This window comes from Serratia proteamaculans, from assembly GCF_004684015.1.
Taxonomy (GTDB): domain Bacteria; phylum Pseudomonadota; class Gammaproteobacteria; order Enterobacterales; family Enterobacteriaceae; genus Serratia; species Serratia proteamaculans_F.
This window is the reverse complement of record NZ_SRIA01000016.1, coordinates 161,650-176,054: the sequence shown is the minus strand read 5'-3', so window position 1 is coordinate 176,054 and position 14,405 is coordinate 161,650. Positions and strand designations below refer to the sequence as shown.

The window sequence follows — 14,405 nt, the reverse complement described above, 5'->3', positions numbered from 1 at the left end:
GAAAGTCATGTCGCAACCCAATAAAAAGTTTCGTTTTTATCGCCCGCTAAAAAGCCTAACCCATACCTTTGGTGACCAATGGTTTGCCCTGAAGGCAGAAGCCTTTGCCCGCTTTTTCGGCACACCGACGTTTTTGGTGGGGCAAACAGTAGTGGTGGCCGTCTGGATCTATCTCAATCTGGCAGGCTTGACCAAATTTGATCCTTACCCTTTTATTCTGTTGAACCTGGCTTTCAGCTTGCAGGCCGCTTATGCCGCCCCACTGATCCTGCTGGCGCAAACCCGTCAGGCCGAGCGCGATCAGGCGCACGCACTGACCGATGCTCAGCATCGTGAGGATTTGGATGAGGCAATGGCACAACGGCAAACCCTTGCCGCGCAACAGTCTGAACAATTGCTGGCACTGTTGAAACAAAACACTGAATTAACCAACCTGACCAAACAAATGGCGGAGCGCATTGAAAGCCTGGCTATCCAGTTGGCAAACCGGGATCGCGCGTGAATTTGCTTCGTCACGGGTCATGGATTGCACCAAATTGCATCAGGCGCCTGCCTGAACCCGCATCAGCGCCCGGTTTGCGGACTGGTATGGAAATTGCTTCTTCCGATCATGGCTATAAGGGAGAAGCAGATGAAAGCAATTATTATTGGTGGCGGCATCGGCGGTCTGTGTACCGCCATCGCATTGCAGCGTGTCGGTATCGACACCGAAGTTTTTGAAGCGGTCAAAGAAATCAAACCGGTCGGGGCCGCCATTTCCATCTGGCCCAACGGCGTCAAATGCCTTAATTATCTGGGAATGAAAGAACCGCTGCGCGCGCTCGGCGGCCCAATGCACTACATGGCCTATCAGGAGTATCTGCACGGCCAGACCCTGACACGTTTTAGCCTGGATCCGTTGATTGCCAGCGTCGGCGAGAGGCCTTACCCGGTGGCCCGTGCCGAACTGCAGGCGATGCTGCTGGACACCTATGGCCGCGACCGGGTGCGCTTTGGCAAACGCGTCAGCGGCATTGAAGAAACTCCGCAAGGCGTGGCCGCCTGGTTTGAAGACGGCAGCCAGGCCAGCAGTGATTTTCTGATCGCCGCCGACGGCACTCATTCCGCCATTCGCCCTTATGTGCTGGGCCACGGGGTAGATCGTCGCTACGCCGGTTATGTCAACTGGAACGGGCTGGTAACCATTGATGAGTCCATCGCCCCCGCCGATCAGTGGACGACCTTTGTGGGTGAAGGCAAGCGGGTGTCGTTGATGCCGGTTTCCGACAACCGCTTCTACTTTTTCTTCGATGTCCCGCTGCCCACTGGGCTGGCGGAAGACCGCAGCAGCGCCCGAGCCGATCTGCAGCGTTACTTTGCCGGCTGGGCCGAACCGGTGCAAAAACTGATTGCCGCACTCGATCCCGAAACCATCAACCGCATTGAGATCCACGATATCGAACCTTTCGAACAGCTGGTGCGTGGGCGCGTGGCATTACTGGGCGACGCCGGGCACAGCACCACGCCGGATATTGGCCAGGGCGGCTGTGCGGCAATGGAGGACGCGGTAGTGCTGGCGATTGCCCTGCAAACCAACTCGCTCGGCATAGAAGACGCGCTGTTGCGCTATCAGGAAAAACGCAGCTATCGGGTGAAAGATTTGGTGCTGAAGGCGCGCAAGCGCTGTGATGTCACCCACGGTAAAGAGATGGCGATCACCCATGGCTGGTACGAGGAACTGAAAAGCGAAACCGGCGAGCGAATTCTCTCCGGCATGAAAGAAACCATTATGGGCGGGCCGCTGGCCTGACTCTGCCCTTCCTCTGCGGCAAGGCCAGGCTTTGCCGTCAAACCGGCAAGGTACGGATGCGCCCCGCCGCCAGTTCGATCACCCGGTCCGCCGTGGCGATCGTTTCCGGCCGGTGGGCGATCAGCAAAATGGGTAACCCAAGCTGACGTAAAGTCTGGCCAATCAGCGTTTCGTTATTAACGTCCAAATGGCTGGTAGCTTCATCGAGGATCAGCAACTGTGGCTGCTTGTACAACGCCCGCGCCAACAGTAAACGCTGTTTTTGCCCGGCGGACAGGGTGCCGCCCATTTCGCCGATTAACGTCTGATAACCCATCGGCAGCTGTTCGATATCCTGTTCCAACTGGGCCAAACGGGCACATTCGCCAAGCTTTTGCTTATCAATCCGGGGGGAGAAAAACGTCATGTTTTCGGCAATGGAGCCGCGAAACAGTTGGTCCTCCTGCAACACCACACCGATATGCTGGCGAACCTGTTGATAATTCCCCTGCCGATGCTCAATGCCCAACGTGCGGATCACCCCGGCGGTCGGCGGATACAGGCCCAGCACCAGCTTGGCCAGTGTGGTCTTGCCACAACCGGAGGCCCCGACCAACGCCAGCACTTCGCCGGGCATGATTTGCAACGAGACCTGTGACAGGATCTCCCGTTCGGTTCCGGCGTATTTGAAACTGACCTGCTCCAGGCTTAACGCAGGGCGATCGCTTGGCCAGACACAGGCCGCTGATTGCCCTGTCGCACCACCCGCTACCTGCGACGCCGCATCCTCACGCGCCGCCAGCACAATATCTGCCAGCCGTTGGTTATAGACATCCAGCATTCGGTACGCGACCAGTTTGTCGATCAACCCATTGATGCTGGACGAGAAGCGCCCCTGAAAGGACATATAAGCCACCAGCATGCCCACCGAAAACTGACCGGCCAGCACCGCACTGGCTCCCAACCACAGCACCGCCGCCCCCACCACGCTGCCAATAACGGTCTGCATAATGCCGTAGACCATCATCAGTTTGCTTTCGCGCAGTTGAGCATTGCGGCGGGCGACATTCAGATTACGCCAGACCGATTCGCGCGGCGTCAGCGCCCCATTGACCCGCAGGCTCAACACCCCGCGCAGGCTCTCCAGAAAGTGGCTGGATTCCTGGGTACCGGCGACCCAGCTGTCATCTGCCGCTTTGCGCAGAGTACTGAACCAAAACAGCCGCAGCAGACCATAAACCAGAGCAGCGGCCAACGCGACCAGGGTTAATTTGACACTGTAGAAAAACATCATGGTCAGCGTGCCCACCACCAGTAACACATCCAGAAAGGCTTCGAGCAGCGTAGTGGTCAGCGTGTCCTGAATGGTGTCGACGGCATCGAATTTGGCACTGATATCCCCCATATTGCGCGCCTCAAACCAGCTAATCGGCAGCCGCAGCAGGTGATGAAACACGTTCGCCGTCCACTGCATGTTGAAGTTGACCGCCATGGTGAGGGTCGCCCATTGTCGGGCCAGTTCCAGTAGCGTCTGGGTGGCGGCCATCAGCAACATGGCGATAACCACCAGCGTCAGCAGGCTGGCGTCCAGCGCCACCAACACTTCATCAATCACCAGTTGGTTGATCAGCGGGCCAATCAGCGCAAGCACTTCGAGTACCAGAGCGAAGCAGAAGATCCTGCCCAGCGCGGCCTTCAAACCCTGGGTTTTACCAATAAGATCGAACAGGCGGATCTTTTTACGCTGGTCTTTGACCGCAAACTGGTGAGTGGGCGTCAGTTCCATGGCGACGCCGGTAAAGTGACGGTTCGCTTCCCGCAGGCTCATGGTTACCGCACCGCGAGCCGGATCGTGCAATTCCAGCCTCTGCCCTCGTACCCGTTTGAGTACCGTAAAGTGATTCATATCCCAGTACAAAATGCAGGGAACCGACAGCAGGTGCAATTCTTCAAGCTCCAACTGCACGGCGCGGCCGCTTAAGTGCAGCTGCTCGGCACAGCTCATCAACTGCGAAAATGTCATACCGAGCTGCGAAACGTTAAAGCGTGCTCGCAGCGTGGGCAGATCAACCCGATGCCCATGCCAGCCGGCAATCATTGCCAGACAGGCCACGCCGCATTCCGCCGATTCTGTCTGACGGATCAACGGCAGGCGCTTGCGCCATCCCCAGTTAATCACTTCGGTAACGTCCATGTTCAGATCCTCCCCTGCAGACTCCATAACGGCTCCAGCAACCACTCGTACAGTCGGCGACTGTCCAGCTCCACATCTGCGGAAACGGTCATGCCGACGCGCAATGGCTCCTGCCGCCCATAAGCCGTAATGGTGGGTTTATCCAAGGCTACGATGACGCGGTAATGCCCTTCGTTTTCCTTCCACACCATCGGGTTTTGCAGCATTGCTTCGCTGGCGCTGAGGCTGGTATCGGTAATGGCTCGGGTAGCGCCGTACTGCACGCCAAACTTTTCATAGGGGAATGAGGCAAAGCGTAGCCCCACCCGTTGCTGGGGCTTGATAAAGCCCACCGCTTTACTCGGGGCAAAGAGTTCGACCTGCAATTGCGCGCCGTCGGCAACCATCATTAATAAAGGATCGTTTTGTTTTACCGTCTGCCCGGCCCGGGCCAGTACCACGGCGATATGACCATCCACCGGCGCGGTCAACGTATGATTGCGCTGGGCACCCAGTTCGATTTGTTGCTGTTTAATGCCCTGTAGCTGGCGTTCAAGTTCGGCGTCACGCGCCTGCTGCTGCTGTTCCAGAGTGCGCAACTCTGACGCCGCCGCGGCAAGCTCGCGTTGTAACCGTACCTGCGCCTGTCGCTGAAGCTCAACCTTTTCCTGCGCCTTCGCCAGCGCCATTTGCTGCTGCTGGAATTCAAGCTCTGAGACATAGCCTTTGGCGATCAGCTTGCGGTAACGCCCCATCAGCGACTGGGCCAGTTGCGCCTGCTGCTGAACCAGCGCCATTGCCGCCTCTGTGCTGGCCAACTCCTGATTGAGCTGCGCAATGCGCTGGCGCACGCCGGTTTGCTGCAGAACGCGGGTTGCCAGCTCCTGCGCCCGCTGATGTTCCAGCATGCGATATTGGCGATGTAACGAGTCCGACACCGATGCCAGGGTACCGACACCCTGCCCATTGAAATATTCGCCGCTGAGCCGATACAACGCCTGACCGGCCTTGACCGCCACTCCCTCCGCGACCAGCCGCTCGGTAACCTGCCCGGCGCTACGCGCCACCACCTTGATCAATCCACTGGACGGCATCACCACCCCATCCAGCCGCGCTTTGCGGGTATATTCGCCCAGTATCAGAAACAGCATGATGGCCAGCACCAGCAGGATGCTGACCCAGGCATAGGCGGTTAAACTGAGGCTGGCGGGGATAATCACTTCACCCTCGGCCCTGGTGGCCTGAGCGGCAAAATAACCCTCGCGGTAAAGCTGGGGAGGACGTCCTGTCATTGGGGGTTACACCTTTATCGGCATCAGAGGTCGATAATCCGTTTACTGACCGCGACGCTTCCATTTATGGACAAATCTTCGCGCCGAGATATATATTATTTTCATCAGAGTCATTGTCCCTAACAGGACAAAGAAATAAATCATCCACTTGGCCACTTCACAAGGGATATTGATCCTGAATATACCGCTATGTTGGCTAAGGCCCACAGTAAAAAACAAATTATGGGATAGCGTAACGCTAATGATGCTAATAATAAAAGCCGACCAAAACGTCTTCATAAAAGACACCAGTTCAACATTAATATGCAACCATGCCAATATCTGGCATAGCCGCATTATACTAAGGTGATATACGTATTTATTACCAATTGCAGGTGCCGCCATTATAGGAGCCAGAGTTGCTTCTTGAAGCATTTTGTGAGCCATTCCCACTACCAAAACAAGCACTCAGCGAACCAATCGATGAACCGACCACACTGCCAAAAACAGCTCTAGCCCCTCGAGCAATGAGGCCACCCGCCACGCCGCCCAATACGGCAAAGCCCAGGGCGCTTGCGCATTCTGAGCTAATCGCAGGGGTTGAAGCGACTGCCGGATTGTAGGTCTGCTCACCGTAGTTAGCGGATATCCCACGGCCATAGTGATTTACTCTGGTCCGGGTATCTACGCTGCTTTCACCACCACCGCCAATCATCATAATTTCGGTTTTCGTTAAGCTCTTCATGACATCTCCTTATTTTAAAATTCCATATTTAAACCACATATTTGAAACGTATAATACAGACATAGATATAAACACAAAACAGCACTGCGTCAATATTAAATCCAATTATCACCAAAATAAAAACCCAAATAAAGAAAATGACTTACACGAGAGACTTAATCTAGTAGCTAACAAGAACAAATATTAATTCCATCGCAAAAGACCTTGTTTATTTAATATTCAATTGACAAATCACCTTGGGGTTTTAAATTGGTAACGCCAATCAATAAATAAACAGCGGCGCAAAAGCGCCGCCCTCCAGTAGAGATTAGTGGCTGCCCGGATTGGCACGGAGTCTGGCCACCTGTGCTTCCACATCGCGCCAGGCCGGTTTATCACCGGCATAACGCTGGCGCAGGTAATTCACCAGACTCGCGACCTGCCGATCGGAGAAGCTGTCCTTAAAGCCTGGCATAAAGCCCAAATCGGCGGTGGCCGGTTTGGCAATACCCTGCAGGATCACTTTGATCAGGTTATCCGGTCGCTCACTGAAAATATTGGTGTTATTAGCCAGATCCGGACTGACGCCAAACAGCTGTGGCCCACCGGCAGCGGCACTGTGACAGGCCTGACAGGCGCCCTGAAACAGCCGTTCACCGGCCTGTTGCCCCAGGGCGGGTTGCAGACGGGTGGCCAGTTTGACCTGCGGCTCTACATTTAATTGAGCCGGACTGCTTAGGGATATCAGGTAGTTGGCCATCGCCCGCACGTCAGACTCCGGCAAACTGGCCAGTTCGCTGACCACCGGGCCCATTGGCCCGGCCGCGACGCCGTGCTCGGCGGAATGACCACTGCTCAGGTACTGGAACAGCTGTTCTTCATTCCAGGGCTTCTCCGCCGTGGCCAGTTGGTTCAGCGCCGGTGCCTCCCAGCCGTCCACCATCGCCCCGGCCAGGAAGCTGCTGCCGCCCTTTTCCGCGCCCATCAGATTACGCGGCGAATGGCAGGCCGCACAGTGCCCCAACCCATTGACCAGATAAGAGCCCCGGTTCCACTGGGCCGTTTGTGCAAGGTCCGGCTGGAACTCGCCCTGGCGCAGGAACAGTGCATTCCAACCGGCCATCAGCGGGCGGATATTGAACGGGAAACGCATCTGGTTAGCCGGATTGTTCTGCGCGACCGCCGGCTGCGACATCATATAGGCATACAACGCCTGCATATCGCCGTCGGTCATCTTGCTGAACGAAGTATAAGGAAATGCCGGGTACAGATTACGCCCGTCGCGGCTGATGCCCTGACGCATCGCCCGGTCAAACGCGGTAAACGACCAGTTACCGATACCGGTTTCCGCATCCGGTGTGATATTGGTGCTGTACAGGGTGCCGAACGGCGTTGCCATCGCCAGTCCGCCGGCGTTGGTCGCCCCTTCCGAAGCGGTGTGGCACACCGCGCAATCCCCGACGGCGGCCAGTTGACGACCGCGCTCCAGGGTCGCTGCCGACCAGGTGCCCGAACCAGGGGTTGCCACCGGGGCAATCTCGGCACGCCACGGCAATGCCGTAGCCGCTACGCCCAACAGCGCACCGAAAATACCGGCCGCACCGCCAAACCACCATTTACTGCGCCTGGGTTTAGCCGCTGGCGCAGCTTCCTGCCGGGCGCTATCCGGGCCGTTCAGCGCCTCGCGCAGCCGGTCGGAAGTGATCGGCAACTCGCGGAAACGAATGCCGGTGGCGTCAAACACCGCGTTGGCAATGGCCGCCGCACTGGGCACCGAAGCAGACTCCCCGGCCCCCAGCGGCGGATCGTAAGGCCGCGGCATCATCACCACGTCCACTTCCGGCACCTCCGGGAAGGTCAGAATTGGGTAAGCTCCCCATTCTTTGCTGGAAATGGTCGACTCTTCAAAGGTCACCCGCTCTTTCAGCACCCGGCTGGTCGACTGGATCACGTTGCCGTGGATCTGGTGACGCACGCCGTCCGGGTTGACCATCATGCCGGCATCATGCCCGACCACAATACGCGTGACCGCCACTTCGCCGCTGGCCTTGTCGATCGCCACATCGGCGACCCAGGCCGCCCAGGCGGCACCAAAGCCGGGGAATTTGCTGTGAATGTAGCGCGCATAGGCAAAACCACGCCCGCGCAGCACACCATCTTCCGCCGGGGTTTGCATCGGTTCGGTATGCGGCGTCCAGCCAGCACGCTCGGCGGTGCTGAGCATCAGTTCAGTGGCACGTTGATCCTTGATATATCGCAGCCGGTACTCGAGCGGATCCACACCGGCCGCCATGGCCAGCTCATCAATATAGGACTCGTGCGCGAAGGTATTCGGCAGTGCCGACACGCCACGCATCCAGGAGGCACGAACGATGGGTGCCATGTCCTCAATACTGACGCGCAGTTCCGGGTATTCGTATGGCGGCACCGAAGTGCGGTCCCCCATCTCATAAGCCACCGGTACCGGCTCCACCATGCCGGTCAGCAACAACGCCAGCGTGGGGGCGCCGTTGGACGGGTAATAGGTGCGAAAATCATAGGCCACCGGATGACCGGCGGCGTCCAGCCCGCCGTCAACCTCCATCAACTGTGCCGTGCCCTTGGGTTCCCACAGGTGTTCCTGCTCGCGGGTGAGCTGCACCCGCACCGGCCGACCAACCGCACGCGACAATAACGCCGCATCGGCGCAGACATCGTCGGCACAGTTGCGGCCATAGCAGCCCGCCGCCTCCATGCGAATAATGTCGATCTGCTCTTCCGGGTATTCCAGCAGCCAGGCGAGATCGGCACGCAGCAGATGCGGGTTCTGGCTACCTGACCACACCCGTAACTGCTGCGGCTGGTAGTCCGCCAATGCGCAGGAGGGGCCGATCGAAGCATGCAGTTGGTACGGCCACAGATAACTGCGGGTAAAGCGACGATCGGCGGCAGCCAATGCCGCATCCACATTGCCGGTATCATGCACCACCCGCGTCGAATGCGGGTTATCACGCAGCGCCTGCGCCACGTCAGTCATCTGCGGCAGGTTACGCCGCCAGTCCTTCCAGCTGACCTGCAGCGCCTCTGCTGCCTTGATCGCCTGCTCTTCGCGCTCGGCGACGATGCCGATAAAATCCCCGATCACCACCAGTTTGACGATGCCGGGAATATGGGCAATGGACTGTTCGTCCACCGCCAGCAGGCTGGTGCCGACAAACTCACCGCTGTCATAACCGGCATAGGGCGGCCGTACCACCCGGCCATGCAGCATATTTGGCAGACGCATGTCGTGCACATAGGTGGATTCGCCGGTGGCCTTGGCCGGGATATCAACACGCGCGGTGCTGGTGCCAACCAGGCGGTATTCGGCCTGCGGCTTGAGCGGTGCATCGCCGGAGATCGATAGTTCAACATGTACACCGGTGACCAGCTCGCCGTAGCTCACCGCTTGCCCCAGCGGACTGACAATAAGGCCGTCGTTCAATGTCAGTTGTTCAACCGCGACACCAAAACGCTGCGCCGCCTGTTGCAGCAACCAGCGACGGGCCTCGGCGGCGGCATTACGCAGCGGCACGGCAGAAATTTGCAGCGTCGCGCTGGCGATGGTCGCGCCCTGATTCGGCGTGCTTTCGGTATCACCCAGCACTATGCGCACCTGCTCCATACGCAGGTAGAGTTCTTCGGCGACGATTTGCCCCAGCGCGGTGCGCACCCCGGTGCCAAGATCAACATGGCCGTTGAAGGCGTAGACCTCGCCGCTGTCGCAAATGGCGATAAACAGCCCCGGCTCTTTGGGTTTCAGGTTCGGCGTCTGGCCTTTCGGCACCAGCCCGGGCGGCGGTTGGATCTGATCGATAATCAGCAGCGTGCCATGACGTTGCAATAATTCGGCCTGGCTCGGTAATGAGGAATGGGTGTCAGTCATGGGACGAGGTTTCCTCACTGCGGCAAAGAATGATGGCGCGCTGAACCGCACGCAGGATTTCGATATGGGTGCCGCAGCGGCACAGATTGCCGGACAGCGCCTGACGGATCTCCTGGTCGCTGGGCGACGGGTTGCGATCCAACAGGGCTTTGGTGGTCATGATCATGCCATTAAGACAGTAACCGCACTGCGCGGCCTGTTCTTCAATAAAGGCCCGTTGCACCGGATGCAGGTGGTCACGATTGCCCAGCCCTTCCAGCGTGGTCACCGCGCGGCCGGTCATGCCCAGCGCCGGGATCACACAAGAACGTGCGGCAATGCCGTCGACCAACACGGTGCAGGCTCCGCATTCACCGAGGCCGCAGCCGTATTTCGGGCCGTTGAGCGCCAGATCATTACGTAACACCAAGAGCAGAGGAGTATCCGCCATGACCCGGGTGTGAATATTCTCGCCGTTGACTGACAGCATCAGCGGATGCTCCGTCAGTGTTTTTACCGCGCCTTCCCTGGGCAATTGCACTTCAGCTATCGCCATTATCGCGTCTCCGCCTGCGCTCTGGTTATACCCGTCATCTTTCAAATCGCAGCTGGGCGCCTGGCTGCAACTTGAAAGCTATAGGGTATGTCTTGTGGGCCGTGACCCCGCCGCCACCGCACTCACCAGACAACCGCAGTTGCGGGTGGCGAATCAGCCGGGCGGCTGGTCTTCCAGCATTTTATTGAGCAGGAACATCAGTGCTATACGTTCGGCCGGATTCAGCGTACCGAAGGTTAATTCTGTGATCGTCGCCGCATGCGGCACCGTTTCCGCCAGCAGCGCGGCACCGGTCTCGGTCAACCCGACCACCACTTTGCGTCGATCGACAGGATCCGGCATCACGGTAATCAGTTCGCGCACTTTGAGCCGCTCGATAATGCCGCGAATGGTAGCCTGATCGACCGCCGTCACCTGTACCAGCTCGGTCAACGAACTTGGGCCCATGTCACGCACCGCGCACAGGGTAATAAACTGCACCGCGGTCAGTTGCGAATCGCCAACGTTTTGCTGGAAAATCGCCACATGGCGCTGATAAACCTTACGCAGCAGGTGCCCGACCTGTTCGGTAAAATGATAATTTTCGGTCTTGCCGCTCTCTGCAGCCGGGTATTCGGGGGGCGTCATTGCGTTACTCTCACCATCTATGGAAACCACCGAGAATAGTACAAACCCCCGCGTTTGGCAGCAAGTTAACCCAGGCTGACTCGCGATGCCGCCGGTGCCACCACTTCACCCTCCGCCACCACCGTGGTGCCATCCAGGCTGATGTCGCAATGACGTAGCGCGATATCCATATGGCACGGGGTTTTGCGCGTGCCACCGACTTCGGTATTCGGCCCGGTGGAGAACAGGAAATTGCCGTAGAAAGCGCGGGCATCCATACACATACCGTCGTTTTTATCGTGCAACCCCATCGCCGTCCACTGCGCACGCGGCTGCAAGCCCCAGCCGATATGCGAAATACCGTACACTTCCGGATCGTTGAAATACTTCATGTACTCCCGCAGATATTCCGCCTCGAAGCCGCCGTGAATACGTGTCACAAAACCTTTGTCGATCTCAAGCGTTATGCGTTCGCGCGCATAGTTTTTAAACGGCAGCAGGATATCGCCCACCTCCAGCACCAAAACTCCTTCGGCCTGCTCTTCATTCGGCCAGGTGAACAAGAAACCGCTCGGCCAGTGATCCCAGCGCCCCGGTTCGTCGGCATAGCCGTATTCGGTCACCGTTGGGTACTGCCCCAGTGGCGCACGGAAGTCACTGCCGGCGGCAGACTTCACCTGCATCAAACTGGCACGCTCCAGTACCTCGGCGGCGGCCAGCACCCGCGCTTTATCCTCAGCATTAGGCAACATGCGTGCCAACACCTCCGGCGGCTCGACGGCCAGCAGAATGCGCGTGCCGGTTTTCAGGATCTGTTCCTGCTCTGGTGAGTGCAGCAACATCATGGTGTCGACAATCAGATCCGCCGCTTCCAGTGCTCGTTGCGCTGCGTGGTTACCGGTCAGCGCCGTATCACCACAGTAAGCCGTCATGTCATTGCCCATGGCGCGCGGATGGTTGAACGACGGCAGTTCGACCGCGTAAACCTTGGCCCCCAGACGCAGTGCTGCATCGGTGGCGGCGCGCACCGTCCGCGCATCGGAATAGTGACTTTTCAGGATCGCCACGCTTTGCGAAGCATCAACCTTCGACAGCGTAAGCACCTGCTCGAACAGTTGGACCAACTGACTATCATTGACCGCCATGGTGTATCTCCTGTCTTGCTAAGGGGGGGGCGACGCACCCTGCGTCGATGAGGTTATTTCGCTCAATTTAAAGTGATCACGCTCTTTTAAACATCTAGACCAAAATCAATCTGGAAGCAAGCCCCTGGTTCCAGCCATAAGAAAACCCTATTTAAAGCCCTGCACATCCTGCTGTTAACATGAGTTTAACAGTAATGGCCGGTCAATTAGCGTGAGCCAGATCTAAATTAACACTTGTGCAACTTTGCGTTATTTAGCGTATACACTATAAATCGATCATCCGGCATCACTGCAGATGCCAGGTAAAAAACCAACAGTCAGGGGAAAAATGATGAGCAAACAACAACGCATTGCCGTGGTCGGTGCCGGTCTGGGTGGCGCCGCCGCCGCCGGTCTGCTGCAAAAAGCCGGCTTTATCGTCGACCTGTACGAACAGAGCCCAGTGTTTTCCCGCCTGGGAGCCGGTATCCATATGGGGCCAAACGTCCTGAAGATTTTCCGCCGTCTCGGCATCGAGCAACCGCTGGAACAAATGGCCTCGCATCCGGACTTCTGGTTCAGCCGCGACGCACAAAGCGGTGACTATCTGTCGCGCATTGAACTGGGGGCCTTTGCCCGCAAAGAGTACGGCGCGGCTTACGTGACGGTGCACCGGGGTGATTTACAGGCGTTACAGATGGCGGCCCTGCAACCGGGCAGCGTGCATTTTGGCAAGTGCCTGAGCAAAATTGAGGAACGCGACAACGGGGTGGTGCTGAACTTTGCCGATGGCACCCAGGCCAGCGCCGATATCGTGATTGGTGCCGATGGCATCAACTCACGTATTCGCGAACATCTGCTGGGCGCAGAAGCGCCAACCTACAGCGGCTGGGTTGCCCATCGTGCGTTGATCCGTGGTGAGAAGCTGGCCAAATACAATCTGAGCTTTGAAGACTGTGTGAAGTGGTGGTCGGCAGATCGTCATCTGATGGTCTATTACACCACCCAAAAACGCGACGAATACTATTACGTCAGCGGTGTGCCACACCCGGCATGGAATTTCCAGGGCAGCTTTATCGACAGCAGCCGCGAAGAAATGTACGAAACCTTCGACGGTTATCACCCGATTGTGCAAGCGCTGATCGAATCCAGCGAACAGGTCACCAAATGGCCGCTGTTGAACCGTAAACCCTTACCGCTGTGGAGCGAAGGCCGCATGGTGCTGCTCGGTGATGCCTGCCACCCAATGAAACCGCACATGGCGCAAGGCGCGGCGATGGCGATCGAAGACGCCGCCATGCTGGCACGCTGTCTGCAAGAAACCGGTCTGAGCGACTACCGCACCGCTTTCCAACTGTATGAAGCCAACCGCAAAGAGCGTGCCTCCCGCGTGCAGGCCGTCTCCAATGCCAACACCTTCCTGCGCACTCAGGAAGATCCGGCCTGGGTCTACGGTTATGACCTGTACGCGCAGGCGCTGAAGTCGGAGAACGCCGCATGAGCCACTTTCTGTATGGCGCCAACGTGCAGGCCAACGGCATTCGCCAGCACTACCTGCGCTATGGCGGCCAGGGTCCGGTACTGATCCTGATCCCCGGCATCACCAGCCCGGCGATCACCTGGGGTTTCGTTGCCGAACGTCTGGCCGAGCGCTATGACACCTACGTGTTGGACGTGCGGGGTCGCGGTCTGTCAGCCAGCGGCCCGGATCTGGCCTATGATGCCGAAACCTGCGCCGAAGACGTCAACGCCTTTGCCGCCGCATTAAAACTGGAAAATTACGCCCTGCTTGGCCATTCAATGGGAGCGCGCTTTGCTCTGCGTGCCGCAGTACTACAGCCGGATGGCGTACGGCGATTGGTCTTGGTCGATCCGCCGGTTTCCGGCCCTGGCCGCCGCGAATACCCAGGCAAATGGCCCTGGTACGTGGATTCTATTCGCCAGTCACAGCAGGGAATGGACGCCGAACAGATGCGTGCCTACTGCCCGAGCTGGAGCGAACAACAGCGCCAACTGCGTGCCGAATGGCTGCACACCTGCTATGAACCGGCAATTCAGCGCGCCTATGAAGATTTTCATCAGGTCGATAGCCATCGCGATTACCCCGCACTGCGCATGCCAACCTTGCTGATGGTGGCGGGCCTGGGCGGCGTGATCCAGCCGGAAGACGAAGCGGAGATCCGCCAACTGCAGCCGGAAATCACCCTGGTTAAGGTTGAAAATGCCGGCCATATGATCCCGTGGGACGATTTCGACGGTTTCTTCCGCGCCCTGGGCGATTTTCTGGATTAATCAAGGAG

The 14,405-nt window shown here is 57.9% G+C and carries 11 protein-coding genes; 4 read left to right on the top strand and 7 right to left on the bottom strand.

The genetic code is table 11. The features are described from left to right. Positions 1–7: 7 nt before the first annotated feature. Positions 8–502 (top strand): DUF1003 domain-containing protein, encoded by a 495-nt coding sequence (locus tag E5C26_RS11830; RefSeq protein WP_135316473.1) that lies wholly within the window; start codon positions 8–10, stop codon positions 500–502. A gap of 129 nt (positions 503–631) precedes the next feature. Then, positions 632–1,789, top strand: a complete 1,158-nt coding sequence (gene hpxO / locus E5C26_RS11825; protein WP_135316472.1) for an FAD-dependent urate hydroxylase HpxO — start codon at positions 632–634, stop codon at positions 1,787–1,789. Positions 1,790–1,826: 37 nt separating this feature from the next. On the opposite strand, the gene E5C26_RS11820 is transcribed toward hpxO, so the two are convergent. From E5C26_RS11820 to E5C26_RS11790, 7 genes are all read right to left on the bottom strand, one after another. Further along, complete coding sequence (locus E5C26_RS11820) at positions 1,827–3,962, bottom strand: peptidase domain-containing ABC transporter (protein ID WP_135316670.1); 2,136 nt, start codon at positions 3,960–3,962, stop codon at positions 1,827–1,829. 2 nt (positions 3,963–3,964) lie between these two features. Further along, positions 3,965–5,233 (bottom strand): HlyD family secretion protein, encoded by a 1,269-nt coding sequence (locus E5C26_RS11815; RefSeq protein ID WP_135316471.1) that lies wholly within the window; start codon positions 5,231–5,233, stop codon positions 3,965–3,967. Positions 5,234–5,594: 361 nt separating this feature from the next. Beyond that, on the bottom strand, positions 5,595–5,957 hold the full coding sequence (locus E5C26_RS11810) for a hypothetical protein (protein ID WP_135316470.1): 363 nt from the start codon (positions 5,955–5,957) through the stop codon (positions 5,595–5,597). Between the two features lie 307 nt (positions 5,958–6,264). Next, a complete protein-coding gene (locus tag E5C26_RS11805) occupies positions 6,265–9,840 on the bottom strand; it encodes a molybdopterin cofactor-binding domain-containing protein (RefSeq protein ID WP_135316469.1) in 3,576 nt (1,191 codons plus the stop codon). Continuing rightward, a complete protein-coding gene (locus tag E5C26_RS11800; protein ID WP_135316468.1) occupies positions 9,833–10,375 on the bottom strand; it encodes a (2Fe-2S)-binding protein in 543 nt (180 codons plus the stop codon). The genes E5C26_RS11805 and E5C26_RS11800 overlap by 8 nt, the downstream gene beginning before the upstream one ends. A gap of 153 nt (positions 10,376–10,528) precedes the next feature. Next, positions 10,529–11,002 (bottom strand): MarR family winged helix-turn-helix transcriptional regulator, encoded by a 474-nt coding sequence (locus E5C26_RS11795; RefSeq protein WP_135316467.1) that lies wholly within the window; start codon positions 11,000–11,002, stop codon positions 10,529–10,531. A 65-nt stretch (positions 11,003–11,067) separates the two neighbouring features. Next, positions 11,068–12,126, bottom strand: a complete 1,059-nt coding sequence (locus E5C26_RS11790) for a 2,5-dihydroxypyridine 5,6-dioxygenase (RefSeq protein ID WP_135316466.1) — start codon at positions 12,124–12,126, stop codon at positions 11,068–11,070. A 328-nt stretch (positions 12,127–12,454) separates the two neighbouring features. Between E5C26_RS11790 and E5C26_RS11785 the strand changes: the two genes are divergently transcribed. Both E5C26_RS11785 and E5C26_RS11780 read left to right on the top strand, forming a co-directional pair. After that, the gene (locus E5C26_RS11785; RefSeq protein ID WP_135316465.1) at positions 12,455–13,606 is read left to right on the top strand and encodes an FAD-dependent monooxygenase; all 1,152 of its coding nucleotides are present in this window, start codon (positions 12,455–12,457) and stop codon (positions 13,604–13,606) included. Then, positions 13,603–14,397, top strand: coding sequence for an alpha/beta fold hydrolase (locus tag E5C26_RS11780; protein ID WP_135316464.1), 795 nt, complete (start codon positions 13,603–13,605; stop codon positions 14,395–14,397). The genes E5C26_RS11785 and E5C26_RS11780 overlap by 4 nt, the downstream gene beginning before the upstream one ends. The last annotated feature ends 8 nt before the right edge of the window (positions 14,398–14,405 follow it).

What these genes read in the sequence shown, in the direction of transcription:
- E5C26_RS11830 (WP_135316473.1), top strand. Translation starts at nt 8, where the DNA reads ATGTCGCAACCCAATAAAAAGTTTCGTTTTTATCGCCCGCTAAAAAGC.
- hpxO (WP_135316472.1), top strand. Translation starts at nt 632, where the DNA reads ATGAAAGCAATTATTATTGGTGGCGGCATCGGCGGTCTGTGTACCGCC.
- E5C26_RS11820 (WP_135316670.1), bottom strand. Translation starts at nt 3,962, where the DNA reads ATGGACGTTACCGAAGTGATTAACTGGGGATGGCGCAAGCGCCTGCCG.
- E5C26_RS11815 (WP_135316471.1), bottom strand. Translation starts at nt 5,233, where the DNA reads ATGACAGGACGTCCTCCCCAGCTTTACCGCGAGGGTTATTTTGCCGCT.
- E5C26_RS11810 (WP_135316470.1), bottom strand. Translation starts at nt 5,957, where the DNA reads ATGAAGAGCTTAACGAAAACCGAAATTATGATGATTGGCGGTGGTGGT.
- E5C26_RS11805 (WP_135316469.1), bottom strand. Translation starts at nt 9,840, where the DNA reads ATGACTGACACCCATTCCTCATTACCGAGCCAGGCCGAATTATTGCAA.
- E5C26_RS11800 (WP_135316468.1), bottom strand. Translation starts at nt 10,375, where the DNA reads ATGGCGATAGCTGAAGTGCAATTGCCCAGGGAAGGCGCGGTAAAAACA.
- E5C26_RS11795 (WP_135316467.1), bottom strand. Translation starts at nt 11,002, where the DNA reads ATGACGCCCCCCGAATACCCGGCTGCAGAGAGCGGCAAGACCGAAAAT.
- E5C26_RS11790 (WP_135316466.1), bottom strand. Translation starts at nt 12,126, where the DNA reads ATGGCGGTCAATGATAGTCAGTTGGTCCAACTGTTCGAGCAGGTGCTT.
- E5C26_RS11785 (WP_135316465.1), top strand. Translation starts at nt 12,455, where the DNA reads ATGATGAGCAAACAACAACGCATTGCCGTGGTCGGTGCCGGTCTGGGT.
- E5C26_RS11780 (WP_135316464.1), top strand. Translation starts at nt 13,603, where the DNA reads ATGAGCCACTTTCTGTATGGCGCCAACGTGCAGGCCAACGGCATTCGC.